The sequence below is a fragment of the Prochlorococcus marinus str. SB genome (assembly GCF_000760115.1).
Classification (GTDB): Bacteria; Cyanobacteriota; Cyanobacteriia; order PCC-6307; family Cyanobiaceae; genus Prochlorococcus_A; species Prochlorococcus_A marinus_D.
In genome coordinates this window covers 640,654-659,277 of record NZ_JNAS01000002.1, presented here as the reverse complement: position 1 = coordinate 659,277, position 18,624 = coordinate 640,654, and the positions used below count along the sequence as shown (strand labels likewise).

The following is an 18,624-nucleotide window of genomic DNA, read 5'->3' as shown; positions in this document are numbered from 1 at the left end:
CGCAATGAAGGTAAATATTGTGAAAGAAAGTTTATTAAAACCAAATAAAAAATTTACTCTGCTTAGTGCGTTTATCACTCTTCTAAATGATCGTTTAAGTGAAAGTATACTTTTACCCATATTACCCTCTTTTGTTTTACTTTTTGACTCTAAAGCAAGTACATATGGTTTATTATCATGCACTTACCAATTAGCTCAATTTACAGCTTCTCCTTTTATAGGACTTATGAGTGATAGATATGGAAGAAGACCTATCACTCTTTTTTGTATTACTGGTTCAGTAATAGGAATATCAATATTATCTTTTACGGTTCTTTTTAATTGGTCAAATTCAATAGCTTCAATCCCGCTATTTTTATTATTTTTAGCAAGACTTATTGATGGTTTAAGTGGGGGAACTGCAGCTACTGCAACAACAATTCTTGCAGATATTTCAAGCCCTGAAAAAAGAGCAAAAACATTTGGTCTTATTGGTGTGGCTTTTGGTTTAAGTTTCTTCTTAGGTAATATTTTTGTTGTTATTTTTGCAAAAAATACAAACAATAATTTTATTATTCCAGTTTTGATAGCCTCAATCATTCCAATAATAAATTTCCTCCTTGTATTTTTTTACTTACCAGAAACCAAACCTAATAGTAACTCAAAGAAATCAAAAAATATTTTAAAAAACCCTTTAAAGCAGCTATTTACAGTTTTCAAAGAAGAAAAGATTAAAAAATTATCATTAGCTTTTTTTATTTACTTTATTGCTTTTACTGGACTGACCAATATTCTTATATTTTTCCTTCAAGAATCATTAAACTGGACGACCAAAGCATCAAGTGGAACTCTTGTTGTAGTAGGAATAATTGCAATTATTGTTCAAGGAGGACTAATAGGGCCTCTGGTAAAGCAACTTGGCGAAATGCGATTAACCCTTATCGGATCAGGCTTCATTCTTGTGGCATGTACTCTTTTAATAACTGCTCCAAAAGAAAATGCGACACTTAATATTTATTCAGCTGTTTCATTTTTAGCCGTTGGGGCAGGGTTAATTACGCCCACCTTAAGAGCACTTATATCAAAGAAATTAGACGTTGATAAACAAGGATCAATTTTAAGTAACCTTCAGGGTCTACAGAGTCTCGGAGGAGTTTTAGGAATTGCAATGGCCGGAAGGGTTTATGATAGTTTTGGTCCTAAATCACCTTTTATAGCAGGTTCCGTTATCTTACTTTTCATGATATACCTTATTGCAGAGGGTAAAAATAATAATTCTTTTAAAAATCAAAAATCAAATGTTTTTTAATGAAAAACCAGGCTGATGTTTTTATTAATAGAGAATTAAGTTGGATCGAATTTAATAAAAGAGTACTCCTAACTGGCATGGAAAAGGAGTACAAAATCCTAGATAAAGTGAAATTTTGTTCAATTTTTAGTAATAATCTTGATGAGTTTTTTATGGTAAGGGTAGCTTCATTAAAGGCTCAAGTTGAAGCAGAAATTACTAAAAAAAGTATTGACGGACTTACCCCTAAAGAGCAATTAAAAAAAATCAATAATGAAATAAAAAAGTTAACTATTCTCCAAGAAAACTATGTAAATAATCAATTAAAAAATGAATTAAAAGAAAAAGGTATAATTTTAAAAAAATATAAGGACCTTAGTGAAAATCAAAGAAATTGGTGTAATAACTTCTTTACAACATCTATTTTTCCTTTATTAACTCCATTAGTTGTTGATCCAGCACATCCATTTCCTTTTATAAGTAATTTAAGTCTAAATTTAGCAGCTTTAATTAAAGATAAGGAGGATTCTAAAAATCAGTTTGTCAGAGTAAAAATACCAACAAAAAAATTACCCCGATTTATACGAATTCCCAATGAAATTAGTCAACTTAGTGATGAAAGTTCTCACAATTTCATAAGTGTTGAAGATTTAATTGGGAATAATATAAATACTTTATTTAATGGAATGGATTGTATAAATTACTCTTTTTTTAGAGTGACAAGAGATGCAGATTTAGAATTAAAAGAACTTGAAGCTGATGATTTACTTTTAGCTGTTGAAAAAAGTTTGCAAAAAAGAAGATTAGGTGGAGACGTAGTTAGATTAGAAGTGGAGTCAGATATGCCAGAAAATATTCTGAAGTTACTTATTGAAAGTATCTCAATACAGAAAGAATATATATACTTTTGCAAAAGTTTAATAGGCCTAGACGATTTAAATCAGCTTACAAAAATTGATAGAGATGATTTAAAAGAAAATCTACTAATTGGAAAAACTCACCCAGAATTAAAACATTTAGATTTGCCTGCAAACAAAAACTCTAATTCTATTTTCAAGATACTTAGAAAAAAAAATATTCTGCTTCATCATCCCTATGACTTATTTAAAACTTCAGTTGAGGAATTTATAAACAGAGCAGCTGATGATCCACTTGTAATGGCTATAAAAATTACTTTATATCGAGTTTCCCAAGATTCGCCTATCATTGCAGCTTTAATGAGAGCTGCAGAGAATGGGAAAGAAGTAATGACTCTTGTTGAACTAAAAGCAAGATTTGATGAAGACAATAATATTCAATGGGCAAAACAACTTGAACAAGCTGGAATTCATGTTGTATATGGAATCATCGGATTTAAAACACATACAAAAATTGCCCTAATAGTAAGAAAAGAGAAAGGACGATTAAGGAATTATTTCCATATTGGAACAGGAAATTATAACTCTAATACTTCAAAGTTTTATACAGATTTAGGATTACTTTCAACGGATCCTGATATTGCATCTGATTTACTTGAGTTATTTAACTACTTATCTGGTTTTTCTAAACAAAAAAGTTTTCAAAAGTTATTAGTTTCTCCCTCATCGATGAGAGAAAAATTTATATTTCTTATAAAGAGAGAAATTAAAAATGCAGAGGAAGGCAAAAAAGCCGAAATAATCGCAAAAATGAATTCTTTAGTGGACCCAGAAATAATTAAACTGCTTTATTTAGCATCAGACTCAGGTGTAAAAATTAGCCTCATCATAAGAGGTATTTGTTGCCTATATCCCCAAAGAAAAAATTTAAGTGAAAATATAAAAGTTATAAGCATTATTGGTCATTTTCTTGAACACTCAAGAATTTTTTGGTTTTGTAATAATGGGGATAATGAGGTTTTTATAGGGAGTGCAGATTGGATGAGAAGAAATCTTGATAGAAGAATAGAAGCTGTTACTCCAATAGAGGATTATGAATTGAAATCTAAAATATACACGCTTTTGCAAACGTACATTAAAGATAATTACTTTTCTTGGATAATGAAAGATGATGGTTCATATTCAAAATATGAATTAGATTCATCGCATAATCGTTCGCAAATTGACCTCATAGAAAAATAAAATTTAATATTGATTTTTACAACATTTAAAAAAATACTTAATATTTTAAATTTTTTTTATTTTTTATAAAATCAAATCATATCAATGGATTTCAAGAAATAAGCTTTAAAAAAAAATTTTTTGTCTTTAAAATTTCAACGTAAAAGTAGTTTTTATTTCAATTTCAGTGCTAGCTTTTTAAAAAATCCATTATTTAGGAGGCCAGGGTGATGGGGATCCCTCTGGAATCTGCGAAAAGCTCTTCAGATAATAATTTTGATGAGCCAAGATTACCAAACACTGCGGGCAAGTCTCGCAAATCGAAATCCAGTCTTACGGCAAAACAAAGCCAAAAAAAATCTGGCAGGCTCGCTTCAGATTCTATTGGCTATTACTTAAGTAGCATTGGAAGAGTACCTCTTTTGACTCCAGCAGAGGAAATAGAGTTAGCTCATCATGTTCAGAACATGAAAAAGTTGCTACAAATACCTGAAACTGATAGAACCCAACGAAATCTTTATCAAATTAAGATTGGCAAAAGAGCAAGAGATAGAATGATGGCAGCTAATCTAAGGCTCGTTGTCTCGGTTGCAAAAAAATACCAAAACCAAGGGCTTGAATTATTAGATCTTGTTCAGGAGGGGGCTATTGGCCTCGAAAGAGCTGTAGATAAATTTGATCCTGCTATGGGATATAAATTCTCAACTTATGCTTACTGGTGGATTAGACAAGGAATGACGAGAGCAATTGATAACAGTGCTAGAACCATCCGTTTGCCTATTCACATAAGTGAAAAACTGTCCAAAATGAGAAGAGTCTCTAGAGAATTATCACATAAATTTGGCAGACAACCTACAAGATTGGAAATGGCAACTGAGATGGGAATTGATCAAAAAGATTTAGAAGATTTAATTTCTCAAAGTGCTCCTTGCGCCTCCCTAGATGCACATGCAAGAGGAGAAGAAGACAGAAGTACTCTTGGTGAACTCATACCTGATCCAAACTGTGAAGAGCCTATGGAGGGTATGGATAGAACTATTCAAAAAGAGCATTTAGGAACTTGGCTTTCTCAATTAAATGAAAGAGAGCAAAAAATCATGAAGCTCAGATTTGGGTTAGATGGTGAAGAACCATTAACACTCGCAGAAATAGGAAGACAAATTAACGTTTCGCGAGAAAGAGTAAGGCAACTAGAAGCTAAAGCAATATTAAAGCTTCGAGTAATGACAACTCATCAAAAAGCAGCTTAACCAAATTGATAAAATTTGTTGTAATTTTATTATATTTATTTTCAATTTTTTTAATATCAATAGTTTTTAAAAAATATAATGAAGATAGTAGAGAAATCGTCAGAAAAATAGTACATATTGGAATAGGACCTTTAATACCAATTGCTCAATTTTTAAAAATTAATCAAAACTCTGCTCTAATTTTTACAGGAATTGTTTCATTAATGGTTTTCATTAATTACAACTATAAATTATTTCCAACAATTGAGGATGTTGAAAGAAAAAGTTATGGGACATTATTTTATTGTCTAAGTTTATTTATTTTGATTTATCTTTTCTGGGATAAAGATCCATATGCACTGATTAGTGGATTTTTCATAATGACTTTTGGTGATGGATTAGCTGGATTAATAGGAAAAAGCTTTAACTCAAAGAGTTGGATTTTTTTTAAACAAAAAAAATCTTTATATGGAACCATAACAATGTTCTTAACAAGTTTGATAGTAGTTTGCTCAATAGGATACTCTCAACAAAATAGTGTAAGTTTAAATTATTTTACGATAGCTTTTATTGCGACTTTGCTCGAACAATTTAGTGTTCTAGGAATAGATAATTTCATTGTTCCAATCTCTTCAGCATTATTTTTTAATTTTTTAATAACTAGCTAAGTGAATCGTATAAAATAGCGATTAATTCTTTTGTTGTTTCTATATCTATACATGCATCTGTAATGCTTCTGCCAAACTGGAGATCTTCTTTTTTTAAAAGTTTTTGATTTCCCTCCTTCAAATGACTTTCAAGCATAACTCCTAAAATATTTTTTTCACCATTACTAATTTGAGAAGCTACATTTTTTAGCACTTCCGACTGTTTTCGGAAATCTTTATTGGAATTTCCATGACTACAATCAATCATCACTTTATGGGGAAGATTATACTGCCTCAATTCTGCTGAAATTCTTTGTACATTATCACTTTCAAAATTTGGGCCTTTTGAACCGCCCCTTAAAACTATATGTCCATCTGGATTTCCTGTAGTATTAACTATAGAAGCCATTCCATTTTCATTTACACCTAAGAAGTGATGGGATTTTGACGCTGACTGCATTGCATTAATTGCAGTAGTAAAAGAACCATCCGTTCCATTTTTAAAGCCTATAGGCATTGATAATCCTGATGCCATTTCTCTATGAGTTTGACTTTCTGTAGTACGCGCACCTATGGCTGTCCAACTTATTAAATCTGCAATATATTGAGGAACAATTGGATCTAGTAATTCTGTAGCAGAAGGTATGCCACGAGTTGCTAAATATGAAAGCAAACTTCTTGCCCTTCTTAAACCAGTATTAATATCATAAGAATCATCTAGATGAGGATCATTTATCAATCCCTTCCAACCAATAGTTGTTCTTGGCTTTTCAAAATATACTCTCATAATTATTTCTAATTTATCTTTATACATTTCTCGGAATTTTTGAATATATTTTGAATATTCCTTTGCCGCCTCAAGATCATGAATTGAACATGGACCCACAATGACTAAAAGCTTCTGATCATTATGATGCAAAATATTTTGTATCGATCTTCTTGTTTTAGATACTGTATTAGCAGAGTCGTGATCTAAAGGTATATCATTATGTAATCTGCTTGGAGGTATTAATGGACGTGTTTCAAGAACATGTAAATCTGATGTCTTTTCTAAAGCTGAATTATTTGATGATGTCGTCATTGATTAATTAAGAAGTTTGAATATTTAAAAAAGCATTTATGAATACTCTCCTTTTCAATATTAAAAATAACAATAGATTAGGCATTAAACCTTACTAATGAAGAATTTGGAAACATTGCTAAAAGATTATGCAGATCATGCAGCTGAAAGAGCTGCCAAAGGTATACCTCCTTTACCTTTAAATGCTGAACAAACAAACTGTATTACAAAATTATTAGAACAAGATAGTACTTATGATTCATCTTATTTACTTGATTTACTAATAAATAGAGTACCCCCAGGAGTTGATGAGGCTGCTTACGTAAAAGCAAGCTGGCTTACGGCTATTGTTAATTCCGAAAAATATTGCAAATCAATTAATCCCGAAAAAGCGATTGAAATACTAGGAACAATGATAGGCGGATATAATGTAAATTCTTTGGTTGAAATACTTAAAGGAGAAAATAGTTTACTCGCAAAAAAAGCGGCAGAAGTTTTAAAAAATATTATTCTTGTTTACGACTCGGCTAATGAAATTTATGAATTATCTCAAAATAATATTTATGCAAAAGAAGTTGTAAATAGTTGGGCAAATGCAGAATGGTTCATAAATAAAAAAGTTCTAGAGAAAGAGATTACTTGTTTAGTATTTAAAGTTGACGGTGAGACAAACACAGACGACTTATCTCCCGCTGTACATGCAACAACACGCCCGGATATTCCAATGCATGCATTAGCTATGTTGGAATTTAAAAAACCTGATGGACTAAAGATTCTTGATAATTTAAAAAAACAAAATTTACCAATAGCTTATGTTGGAGATGTTGTTGGAACAGGAAGTTCTAGAAAATCTGCTATTAACTCACTCATTTGGCATATAGGAGAAGATATCGCTTTTGTTCCCAACAAAAAAACAGGTGGAATAATAATTGGCAGCAAAATAGCCCCAATTTTTTTTAATACTGCACAAGATTCAGGAGCTTTACCTATAGAAGCTGACGTATCTCAAATGAAAACAGGAGATGTTATTAAAATATATCCCTATAAAGGCATTATTAAAAAAATTGAAAAAGATTCAAATACTGAAGAATTAATAAGCAAATTCGAGTTGTATCCATCAACTCTTACTGATGAAATTCAAGCTGGCGGAAGAATTAATCTTATGATTGGAAGATCTCTTACGGACAAAATTAGAAACAAATTAGATTATCAACCAAGTGAAATTTTTACTAGACCACAAAATCCAACCGAAAGTAGTACCGGCTTTACTCAAGCACAAAAAATAGTAGGTAAAGCATGCGGTTTAGATGGAGTTAGGCCAGGAATGACCTGTGAGCCAATTATGACCACAGTTGGTAGTCAAGATACTACTGGGCCAATGACTAGAGATGAATTAAAAGAACTAGCTTGTTTAGGATTTACTGCAGATTTAGTGATGCAAAGTTTTTGTCATACAGCTGCATATCCTAAACCAGTAGATCTACTTACCCATAAAGAATTACCTGATTTTATATCTCAAAGAGGTGGAGTAGCTCTTAAGCCTGGAGACGGCATCATTCATAGCTGGCTTAACAGAATGCTTTTACCTGATACTGTTGGCACAGGTGGAGATAGTCATACAAGATTTCCTCTTGGCATTTCATTTCCTGGAGGCTCAGGCATTGTTGCATTTGCCGCTGCAATAGGATCAATGCCATTAAATATGCCGGAATCTGTGCTGGTTAAATTTAAAGGAGAATTATTACCAGGAATTACTCTTAGAGATTTAGTAAATGCAATCCCTCTCTTCGCAATTAAAAAAGGACTATTAACTGTTGAGAAAGAAAATAAGAAAAATATATTCAACGGGAAAATTATGGAAATTGAGGGATTACCAAACCTAAAACTTGAACAAGCTTTTGAACTTACAGATGCCACTGCAGAACGCTCATGCGCTGGTAGCACAATACTTTTATCCCAAGAAACTGTTCAAGAATATTTAAAAAGCAATATTTGCCTGCTAGAAAAAATGATCGAGAGCAATTATGAAGATTCAAAATCGATTTCAAGAAGAATAAATGATATGAAAAATTGGTTAAAAAAACCATCATTAATTCAACCAGATTCAAACGCTCAGTATGAAGACATCATTGAAATTGATTTAGCAAAAGTAACACAACCTATAGTTGCTTGCCCTAATGATCCAGATAATGTAAAAGAAATCACTGATGTTGCAAATACAAATATTGACGAGGTTTTTATAGGTTCTTGCATGACAAATATTGGTCATTACAGGGCAGCTGCAAAAGTTCTTGAAGGAGTACAAAATTTAAAAGCTAAATTATGGATTTGTCCACCCACAAAGATGGATGAAGAAACCCTAAAAGCTGAAGGCTACTATGAAATATTTGAAGATTGTGGTGCAAGATTAGAGTTGCCTGGCTGTTCTTTATGTATGGGAAATCAAGCTAGAGTTGATGAAGGTTCTGTAGTATTTTCTACCAGTACAAGAAATTTTGACAATAGACTTGGCAAGAATGCGCAAGTATTTTTAGGGAGTGCAGAATTGGCAGCAGTTTGTGCACTGCTTGGAAAAATACCTGAAATAGAAGAATATCAGGATATTACTAAAAATAAAATTAATCCATATTCAGATGAACTTTATCGCTATCTTCAATTTGATGAAATACACGATTTCAGCTTGACAAAGTAATCATGGACCATGCCAAACTTTATAAAAGATAATATTCAAAAAACAAGTAATTCTTCTCGTAGCATCAAAAAATTATTAAAACAAAAGTCACTAGTCGTTGCATTTTCGCTCTTATTAACAGGTCTAGGGGCTTCAATTACAAGCATATCTTTTAAAACTGGAATCTATTTTATTAATAATTGGAGATTAGCATTATTAGACCAATTCCCATCTATTGCGGTCTTACCTATTTTTGGAGCTCTCGGAGGAGCTATTGCAGGATATTTAATCAAAAATATAGCACCTGCCGCAAAAGGTTCAGGTGTGAGTCAAATCATGGGTTTCTTAAGACATAAAAAAGTTCCAATGAATTTAAAAGTAGGATTAGTAAAGCTCATATCAGGAATTATTGCGATTGGCAGTGGATTCCCTTTGGGTCCGGAAGGTCCATCAGTTCAAATGGGAGGGTCCGTAGCTTGGCAAATGGCCAAGTGGCTCAAAGCTCCTACAGCTTTCAGAAGAGTAATAGTAGCAGCAGGTGGTGGTGCTGGAATAGCCGCAGTATTTAGCGCTCCATTAGGAGGGTTTATCTATGCAATAGAGGAGTTATTAAACTCTGCTAGACCAGTTATTTTATTACTAGTAGTAATTACAACTTTTATTGCAGATTCATCTGCTGATATTATTCAAGCCTTGGGTTTAGATCCTAAAGCAGGAGGCTTTGATTTTAACCTCGGATTTTTGATTCAAAAAGAATATGACCCTTCAGTTTTTTTCTTACCTATAGATTTTATTTACTTAGTTTTACTAGGAATAATTATTGGGATATTTGCAGAATTGTACAGCAGATATGTTTTGTTAATGCAAAATCTTGGTAAAAAGTGGTATAAAAATAAATTTGTTTTAAAAATGAGTATTTGTGGACTTATTTTAGGAAGTATCTACTCTTTTTTACCCAGTACATTTCATAATTTAGATGAATTACAGAAAATAATAGCTGAACAAAATACAAGTATTGGAATTGCTTTATTAGCAGTTTTAGTACTATTTATCACGACAGGTTTAGCAGCAGCATCTGGAGCCCCTGGAGGATTATTCTATCCAATGCTTACTTTAGGAGGGTCAATCGGACTAATAATGGGGAGCTGGGTGGAAATTGCTACAGGACATGCACCAAGTACATACATTTTTGCGGGAATGGGAGCTTTCGTAGCAGGATGTTCGCGAACACCAATTACTGCAATGTTTTTAGCTTTCGCTTTAACAAAAAATTTATTAATAATGAAACCTGTGTTAATCAGCTGCATTGCCAGTTTCTTGATAGCAAGAGCTTTTAATGAAGAATCAATTTATGAAAGGCAAATACAAATAGAATTAGAAGACTAAAAACTATCTTCAATCAAAAACAGCAGTTTTGCTGTTATATACAAATACTTGATGATTCAGATGTAATCTAACTGCTCTTGCTAAAGCTATTCTTTCAATATCTCTTCCTTTTCTAATCAAATCGTCAACTTCATCCCTATGACTTACATTAACTGTGCATTGCTCAATTATCGGGCCTTCATCAAGATCTTCAGTAACATAGTGAGCTGTAGCACCGATTAATTTAACACCTCTCTTCCAAGCTCGATGATATGGTTGCCCGCCCTTAAATGCAGGTAAAAAAGAATGATGAATATTTATTATTGAAGAAAACTTTTTTAAAAAAGAGTCACTCAAAATTTGCATATATTTAGCTAATACAACGAGATCAATTTCATATTCTTTTAGTAAATGTAAAAATTGATCTTCAACAATAGATTTATCAGTTTTAAAAGTATCAACATGAACAAATTTTGCATTAAAGTCATTTGCAATATTTTCAAGATCAGAATGATTTGAAATAATTAACGGGACTTTCATTTTGAGTTCTCCATTTCTTACTCGCCAAAGTAAATCAATCAAACAATGATTTTGTTTACTTACGAAAATAGCAACATTTGGAATTTCATCTGAATAATTTACGTTAAATTTTCCATTGACTTCACCTGCAATTTTTTCAAATTCTTTATAAATTTCATCTCTGTTAAAAAAAGCATTTTTACTATTCCATTCAATTCGACTAAGAAACAAACCGGCATCTTGATCTGTATGATGATCAGAATGTTTTATGTTTCCACCGTAATTTGAAATCCAACTTGTAAGTAAACTCACAAGGCCAGGACGATCGGGGCAAACAATTTTGAATATAATTGAAGGATGTTCCAAAAAATCTTTAACTATTAAGTCAAGCAAGTATATCTAATATATCAATGAAAAGCTTAAAAGAAAATTTTCAAAAAGCACACATAGTTATTATTGGATCAGGGATTATTGGAAAATTTAACGCCTTAGAATTATCAGAATTAGGTTTCAAGGTAACGATAATAGATCCAATTCAACTCCAAAATAGTAGTTACGCAGCCTTAGGCTTACTAATGGGTAATATGTATCAAAAAAGGAGAGGTAGAAGTTGGGATCTCAGGAAGCAAAGCATTGAATTATGGCCGCAATGGATTTCATTCCTGCAAAAATATAATAGTGAATTAAATATCAACAAACCATTAATACAACTAACTACTAATGAAGAAAAGTTTAAAAAATTAGAGAAATTTATTTATGAAAATAATGATCAAAACTTACGAATTTTAGAAAGAGACTCAATATTTATCAAAAATATAAATAAAGCCTTCCAAACAAAAAATATAAAAGGAATGATTTCCTTCAAAGATGGAAGAATAAATCCTTTTTCTTTACTTCAAACATTAGATAAATATCTAAAACATAAAAAAATTAATTTTTCAGAAGGAGAAATAATAAAAATCAGGAAATCAAACAATCAATGGATTTCTACAACAAGAAGTAATGAAAACCTCAAATCTGATATGGTTATTTTGTGTAATTCACTAAAATCAATTGATTTAATAGATGGCATATCTCACAACATCACATTAAAACCTGTCTTGGGTCAAGCTATGGAAATTGATATAAATGATGCAGAAGTTGATTTACTATCGCTGCCAAAACAATTCAATATAAATGGTAAAAATATAATTCCAAAATCAAAAAAAAAGTTAATTATTGGATCAACCGACGAATATAGTACTAAGCCAGAAGAAAATACTTTTGAAAAACTTACAAATTTTCTCGATAAAAAACCAAATTGGCTGATGAAAGGGAAGATTTCTAAAAAATGGTATGGGATAAGGTCAAGACCAGATGGTGAGCCTTCACCAATAATGAAAAATCTTGAAGATGGACTAATAATATGTACAGGTTTTTATAAAAATGGGATTTTACTTGCTCCAGCTTGTTCTAAATGGGTTGCTAATGAAATTAAAAATTATTTTTCTTAATCTTTCGTTTCAGTAAAATCTGCATCAATTACATCATCTCCACCTTTTTCGTTTGAATCACTCTGATCGGGACCCCCCGCCGCCCCGGGTGATGGTGGCTGATTGCCAGGTTGCTGATAAACAGATGAACCAACTGCATATAGTTCTTGCTGAAGTTCTTCAAGAAGTTTTTTCATTGATTCATAGTCTTCTTTTGAAGTTGCCTCTTTAAGAGCATTACTTTTTTCTTCAACTTTGGACTTGGCTGCAGCATCGATTTTATCCCCTAACTCACCAAGTTGCTTTTCTGTCTGATATACGAGTGTTTCAGCTTGATTTTTTAAATCGATTTTTTCTCTTTTTTCTTTATCTGCAGATGCATTTGATTCAGCATCCTTTACCATTTTTTCAACTTCATTATCAGATAGAGTTGAAGCACCAGTAATAGAAATACTTTGCTCTTTACCGCTTCCTTTATCTTTAGCAGTAACACTAAGAATACCATTTGCATCAATATCAAATGTAACTTCAATTTGCGGAACGCCTCTTGGTGCTGAAGGTATACCATCCAATCTAAAAGTTCCTAGGCTTTTGTTATCAGAGGCCATTTCTCTTTCACCCTGTAAAACATGTATTTCAACATTTGTTTGACCATCTACGGCAGTTGAATATGTTTCAGATTTCTTCGTGGGTACTGTAGTATTTCGATTTATCATTTTTGTCATTACTCCCCCTAAAGTCTCTACACCTAAAGAGAGTGGAGTAACGTCGAGCAGCAATATATCTTTAACTTCTCCTGCTAAAACTCCTCCCTGAATTGCGGCTCCAACAGCTACTACTTCATCAGGATTAACAGTTTGATTTGGTTCTTTACCAATTATTTTTTTAACTAAATCTAAAACAGCAGGTATTCTAGATGAGCCTCCAACCATAACAACTTCATCAATTTCACTAGTAGAAATTTTTGCATCACTTATAGCTCTTTCAACTGGGGTCTTACATCTGTCAATTAAAGAAGCTGCTAATTCCTCGAACTTTGCTCTAGTAAGGTTCAAATCCAAATGTTTTGGTCCTTCCGGCGTCGCTGTAATAAAAGGTAAATTTATTTCACTTTGCGTAGCATTTGAGAGCTCTATTTTTGCTTTTTCTGCAGCTTCAGTCAATCTTTGCAAAGCTTGCTTATCTTGTCTGAGATCAATTCCCTCATTAGATTTAAAAGTATTGGCTAAGTGATCTACAATGCATCTATCAAAATCATCACCACCTAAATGTGTATCTCCAGATGTAGATAGAACTTCAGTTACTCCATCACCAGCTTCAATAACTGAGACGTCAAATGTACCGCCCCCTAAATCAAAAACAAGAATTTTTTCATTTTCTTTATCCAAACCATATGCTAAAGCGGCAGCAGTTGGCTCATTAACGATTCTGAGAACTTCTAGACCTGCAATCTTGCCAGCATCTTTAGTAGCCTGTCTTTGCGAATCATTAAAATAAGCTGGAACTGTAATTACAGCCTGTGTAACTTTATCACCAAGATATTTACCAGCATCATCTGCTAGCTTTCTTAAAACTTGAGAACTCACCTCTTCAGGAGAAAACTGTTTATCCAAAATAGGACATTTTAATTTGACACTAGAGCCAGATTTTTCAACAGAGTAACTAACTTCTTTAGACTCTTCATTAACTTCATCAACTCTTCTACCAACAAAACGTTTTGCAGAATAAAAAGTATTTTCAGGGTTCATTACAGCTTGTCTTTTTGCTATTTGTCCAACAAGCTGATCTTGATTTTTTGTATATGCAACAACTGATGGAGTAGTTCTGAAACCCTCAGCATTTGCTATTACAGTAGGCTTACCACCTTCCATTACAGCGACACAACTATTAGTTGTTCCTAAATCAATTCCTACTACCTTACCCATGGGTAACTTCTTAATATTTGTTATTCTCCATAATCGGTCATTGACGTCATTATTGTTACTCAAAGACGGGGTGTGGTTCCCGAACAGACTATTACTTTTAGGGTTAAAATTCTAAACATGATTTCAAGTAAGACATCTTTCATCGCATTAATTGGCAATCCAGTAAGCCATTCTTTGTCTCCAATTATGCAAAATGCTGCCCTCCAATATTTAGGCTTAGATTTAATTTATATTGCTGTACCCTGTAAAGATAAAGATCTAGAATTAGTTCTTAATTCTTTTAAAAAGATTAATTGCAAAGGTTTAAACATTACAATTCCACACAAAGAAAAAGTATTTAACCTTTGTAGTGAAATCTCCCCTATAGCTAACAAACTTAAAGCAATTAATACCCTGAAATTAAATTCTGAAAAAAAATGGAGCGCAACTAATACTGATGTAGAGGGATTTATTTATCCATTAAAAAATTTAAACTTAGCAAAGAAAAAAGGAATAGTTCTTGGCTCCGGGGGTGCAGCAAGATCTGTTATTCAAGGTTTAATAAATTTAAATCTTTCAACAATTTCAGTAATATCACGTAACAAATCATCATTAGATGAATTAATAAAAAACTTTGATAATCAAATTCAACTGCAGGGTTTATTGAATAGTGATGATCAAGCTCAAATTTTAATTCGTGAAGCAGATTTGATTGTAAATACAACGCCAGCAGGGATGAAAACAACTAAATATGAAAATAATGTGATTCCATATGGCGAAGCATTTTGGAGATCTCTTAACTCACAAACAATTGTTTACGATTTAATATACAACCCTGCTCCAACTACTTTATTAAAATTTAGCGCCAATAAAGGATGCATGACTATAGATGGTTTGGAAATGCTTGTTGCCCAAGGAATAAAATCATTATCATTTTGGACAGATGGTTTAGAAGTACCTTTTCATGTGATGAATGACGCATTAAAAAAATATCTTTAAAAAATGATCTTACTTGTCGAGAAATTGCCTATCGTAATGTATCGTAAGTAATGAACAGACGCTCATCACATCAATTTATGAGCCAAAGACCTTGTCTGAAATTATGAACGATCAACAATCTTATTACGAAACCATGTATATCCTCCGCCCAGACATTGCGGAAGATGAAGTAACTAATCACATTGATAAATACAACAAGCTTTTAGAAGAATTTGGCGGAACTATTCTTGATAGTCAAATGAGAGGCAAGAGAAGATTAGCCTATCAAATAGCAAAACATAGAGAAGGTATTTACGTACAACTAAGTCATCAAGGTGATGGTCAACATATCTTCAAAATTGAAAAAGCAATGAGACTAAGTGAAGATATTATTAGATACATGACTGTCAAACAAGAGGGCCCTTTACCAACGCCAAGGCCTTCGAACAAGAATACATCTAATTCAGAGAATAAAGATAATTCAGATGTGAAAGTTGAATCTCAAGAAAAACAACCAGTAGCAACTGCAGATACTTCAACTTCTAGCAAGGAAGATACTGAAACTAAAGAAAATGCTGAATCTTAAATGTTAATCTTTTGTTTTCGAATTTAACTCAGCCCATATTTTATTAGACATACCCCACATATAAATGAAACCCTCTGCTAAAGAATGATTAAAAACATCATCTTTGCTATAAGTTGCCAAATCTTCCCTGTAAAGTGAATTTTGTTCCGACATTCTCCCAATAACTATTGCGTTCCCCTTATAAAGTCTAATCTTTACTCTTCCATTAACTGATGTTTGAGTCGATGATATAAATGCATCTAAACTTTCTTTAAGAGGTCCAAACCAAAAACCTTGATAGACTAATTGACCCCATTTTTTTTCTACTATTCCTTTAAAATCAACAACATCGGGGTTTAATGTTATGCTCTCTAATTCTTTGTGAGCTTTGATTAAAAGTGAGAGACCGGGTGTTTCGTAAATCTCTCTACTTTTAATTCCTACTACTCGATCTTCAATCATATCTATTCTTCCAAAACCGTGGATACCTGCAAGATCATTAGCTTTTTGAATAATCTCTACTGGAGTTAAAAATTCATCATTAATTCCTACTGGAAACCCATTTTTAAAAACAATTTCTATATCATGATGGGAATCAGGTGAATTATCAATTGATGATGTCATCGAAAATATATCCTCAGGTGCTTCTTGCATGGGGTTTTCTAATATACCTGCTTCAATACTCCTACCAAGTAAGTTAACGTCTATTGAATATGGCGATTTTTTTGATACTGGTGCAGGTATACCAAATTTTTCTCCATAAACTATTGCCTCCTCTCTACTCATATTCCACTCCCTTGCAGGAGTAATAATTTTTAAATCTGGACCTAAAGCATTAATCGCTAAATCAAACCGAACTTGATCATTCCCTTTACCAGTACATCCATGAGCTACTGCATCAGCATTAATCTCTCTAGCAATATTCACGAGATTTTCAGCAATTAAAGGCCTAGCAAGGGCTGTTGATAAGGGATATTTATCTAGATATAATGCGTTTGCTCTAATGGCTGGAAAGGCATATCTCTCAACAAAACTATTAACTAAATTGCCAACGATTGATTTAGATGCACCAGAATTTAAAGCTTTTTGCCTAATAAACTCTAAATCCTCGCCTTGTCCAAGATCTGCTACAAAAGTAACAACTTCTGAAATTCCATATTCATTCTTTAAATATGGAATACACACACTCGTATCTACCCCACCAGAATACGCTAGTACAACTTTTTTTATCTGCTGCATCTAAATTTGCTCCATAAATTAAAATTTTTGAGGTAGTTAAGAATTTGAAAATTAATTAAATAATAATATTATTGTAACTAAAAGAGCTGGACCAAAAACCAGTAATAAGAGAAGAAAGTTATTAATTATTAAAACATTGGGGTATAAGTATCCAATAAGCTTAAATAATCCAGACAGCAATAATGAAATTAGCCATATAAAAAAGTATTTTAAATTTGCTTTATCAAAAAAGTTTTTCGTATGCATCATTATGTATTATCTTATATATAGAGCATAGACTTTAATGGATTCAAATAAATTAAAACTTAGATTGGATGACATTTCTGAAGTCAATCCAGCTTTAACTTGCTATCACAGAGATGATCCAGCTCCTGTGTTGCCATTAAGAGAGGAACCTGACCTTCTATCTTGGCTGGAAAATTCTGGCAGACTTATTGCAGAAAAAGATGGAGATTCACAAGAGATTAGTACAATAGAAGAAGAAGAACTTTCAGCGCTTATGGGAGAAAAAGAAGATTATAAAACTGAAGAAGATCCTTCATTAGAAGATGATTGGGAAGATTAAAAAGTTTAACTTTAAATCTTTATTTATATTAAATACTTTTGCTTTAATAGTTACCTCCTATTTTTTTAATAATTTTATTTTTACAGGGGTTTACCTGCTTTTTTTCTTTATTTCTATTTTTACAACGAAAAATGGTCTAAAGATTATCAAAAAATTTAATTTACTTCAAAATATTAGGAATGAAGGCCCTGCTAGTCACTTTAAAAAAAGTGATACTCCAACAATGGGTGGGGTTTTTATGATAATCCCTTTTTTAATTTTACTTCTGATAATAACTATAAATTTAGGTTCTCTAAAATTATTTCTTTTATTCCTTACTATTTTTGGTTTCTTTATAACAGGATTTTTAGATGATTATTTAAGCATTAAAAGAAAAGAGAACACAGGTTTAAAAACAAATCAGAAATTCATCTTACAAAGTGTCATCTCAATAATTTTTATATTGTTAGCCTATGAAAAAAATTTAATCAGTCCATTAATAACAGTTTCTGACTCCTGGGGAATGAATATGAATATTTTCATTTTGCCAGTTTCCTTTTTGGTACTAGTGGGCATAAGTAATTCAGTAAATTTGACTGATGGACTAGATGGATTAGCAGCTGGATGCAGTGGGATAGTCTTTTATGGATTAGGGACAGAAATATTACTGAAAGAACAGCGAGAACTCTTTGTTTTTAGCATCTTATGTTATTCAATGTGCGGCATATGCTTAGGATTTTTAAAGTATAATAGGTATCCTGCAAAAATATTTATGGGCGACACAGGATCTCTAAGTATTGGAGCAATTCTGGGTTCTATAGCGTTATTAACCAATAGTATTTTTACCTTATCTATTTTCTCAGGAATATTTATTATTGAATCGTTATCAGTAATAATTCAAGTAGGGTTTTTTAAGATTACAAAAAAATTATTTCATAAAGGTAAACGCATATTTTTAATGGCTCCACTACACCACCACTTTGAGATTAAAGGAATGAAAGAACAAAAAATAGTTGAAAATTTTTGGAAAATCAACATTTTACTCGTAATTTTAGGTATAGTTTTAAAAATTAATCTTTAAAAAAT

Annotated in this window: 15 protein-coding genes; 11 read left to right on the top strand and 4 right to left on the bottom strand. The window is 32.1% G+C overall.

Annotation, left to right across the window (positions count from 1 at the left end; genetic code table 11):
- The first annotated feature begins 19 nt into the window (after positions 1–19).
- The 4 genes from EV02_RS02850 to EV02_RS02865 all read left to right on the top strand — a co-directional run bounded on the left by EV02_RS02850 (position 20) and on the right by EV02_RS02865 (position 5,242).
- Entirely contained in the window at positions 20–1,288 is a 1,269-nt protein-coding gene (locus tag EV02_RS02850; protein ID WP_032520488.1) for an MFS transporter, read from the top strand.
- Entirely contained in the window at positions 1,288–3,366 is a 2,079-nt protein-coding gene (gene ppk1, locus EV02_RS02855) for a polyphosphate kinase 1 (RefSeq protein WP_032519909.1), read from the top strand. Before EV02_RS02850 ends, ppk1 begins: the two co-directional genes overlap by 1 nt.
- A gap of 209 nt (positions 3,367–3,575) precedes the next feature.
- Positions 3,576–4,595: an RpoD/SigA family RNA polymerase sigma factor gene (locus EV02_RS02860; protein ID WP_011377332.1), complete on the top strand. Its 1,020-nt coding sequence runs from the start codon at positions 3,576–3,578 to the stop codon at positions 4,593–4,595.
- A 5-nt stretch (positions 4,596–4,600) separates the two neighbouring features.
- A complete protein-coding gene (locus EV02_RS02865) occupies positions 4,601–5,242 on the top strand; it encodes a diacylglycerol/polyprenol kinase family protein (protein ID WP_032519908.1) in 642 nt (213 codons plus the stop codon).
- Here the strand turns inward: EV02_RS02865 and EV02_RS02870 are convergent.
- The gene (locus tag EV02_RS02870) at positions 5,235–6,302 is read right to left on the bottom strand and encodes a 3-deoxy-7-phosphoheptulonate synthase (protein ID WP_032519907.1); all 1,068 of its coding nucleotides are present in this window, start codon (positions 6,300–6,302) and stop codon (positions 5,235–5,237) included. The two genes, EV02_RS02865 and EV02_RS02870, sit on opposite strands and share 8 nt — an antisense overlap.
- A gap of 97 nt (positions 6,303–6,399) precedes the next feature.
- On the opposite strand from EV02_RS02870, the gene acnB reads away from it, so the two are divergent.
- The gene (gene acnB / locus EV02_RS02875; protein ID WP_080724854.1) at positions 6,400–8,973 is read left to right on the top strand and encodes a bifunctional aconitate hydratase 2/2-methylisocitrate dehydratase; all 2,574 of its coding nucleotides are present in this window, start codon (positions 6,400–6,402) and stop codon (positions 8,971–8,973) included.
- 9 nt (positions 8,974–8,982) lie between these two features.
- Positions 8,983–10,338, top strand: a complete 1,356-nt coding sequence (locus EV02_RS02880; protein ID WP_032519906.1) for a ClC family H(+)/Cl(-) exchange transporter — start codon at positions 8,983–8,985, stop codon at positions 10,336–10,338.
- Positions 10,339–10,347: 9 nt separating this feature from the next.
- Here the strand turns inward: EV02_RS02880 and purU are convergent, their stop codons facing one another.
- Positions 10,348–11,202 carry a formyltetrahydrofolate deformylase gene (purU, locus tag EV02_RS02885; protein WP_032520486.1) on the bottom strand — a complete coding sequence of 285 codons (855 nt, stop codon included), beginning with the start codon at positions 11,200–11,202 and terminating at the stop codon, positions 10,348–10,350.
- 44 nt (positions 11,203–11,246) lie between these two features.
- On the opposite strand from purU, the gene EV02_RS02890 reads away from it, so the two are divergent.
- Positions 11,247–12,329, top strand: coding sequence for an FAD-dependent oxidoreductase (locus EV02_RS02890; protein ID WP_032519905.1), 1,083 nt, complete (start codon positions 11,247–11,249; stop codon positions 12,327–12,329).
- Here EV02_RS02890 and dnaK read toward each other — a convergent pair.
- The gene (dnaK, locus tag EV02_RS02895) at positions 12,326–14,233 is read right to left on the bottom strand and encodes a molecular chaperone DnaK (RefSeq protein WP_025921726.1); all 1,908 of its coding nucleotides are present in this window, start codon (positions 14,231–14,233) and stop codon (positions 12,326–12,328) included. The genes EV02_RS02890 and dnaK overlap by 4 nt on opposite strands.
- Before the next feature lie 117 nt (positions 14,234–14,350).
- Here dnaK and EV02_RS02900 point away from each other — a divergent pair, with 117 nt between their 5' ends.
- On the top strand, positions 14,351–15,211 hold the full coding sequence (locus EV02_RS02900) for a shikimate dehydrogenase (protein ID WP_032519904.1): 861 nt from the start codon (positions 14,351–14,353) through the stop codon (positions 15,209–15,211).
- Positions 15,212–15,314: 103 nt separating this feature from the next.
- Positions 15,315–15,776: a 30S ribosomal protein S6 gene (rpsF, locus tag EV02_RS02905; RefSeq protein WP_032519903.1), complete on the top strand. Its 462-nt coding sequence runs from the start codon at positions 15,315–15,317 to the stop codon at positions 15,774–15,776.
- A gap of 3 nt (positions 15,777–15,779) precedes the next feature.
- Here rpsF and EV02_RS02910 read toward each other — a convergent pair whose 3' ends face one another.
- Positions 15,780–16,994, bottom strand: coding sequence for an argininosuccinate synthase (locus EV02_RS02910; protein WP_032519901.1), 1,215 nt, complete (start codon positions 16,992–16,994; stop codon positions 15,780–15,782).
- Between the two features lie 283 nt (positions 16,995–17,277).
- Between EV02_RS02910 and EV02_RS0108840 the strand changes: the two genes are divergently transcribed.
- Both EV02_RS0108840 and mraY read left to right on the top strand, forming a co-directional pair.
- Positions 17,278–17,559: a DUF3134 family protein gene (locus EV02_RS0108840; RefSeq protein ID WP_032519900.1), complete on the top strand. Its 282-nt coding sequence runs from the start codon at positions 17,278–17,280 to the stop codon at positions 17,557–17,559.
- On the top strand, positions 17,543–18,619 hold the full coding sequence (gene mraY / locus EV02_RS02915) for a phospho-N-acetylmuramoyl-pentapeptide-transferase (protein ID WP_032519899.1): 1,077 nt from the start codon (positions 17,543–17,545) through the stop codon (positions 18,617–18,619). The genes EV02_RS0108840 and mraY overlap by 17 nt, the downstream gene beginning before the upstream one ends.
- Positions 18,620–18,624: the final 5 nt, after the last annotated feature.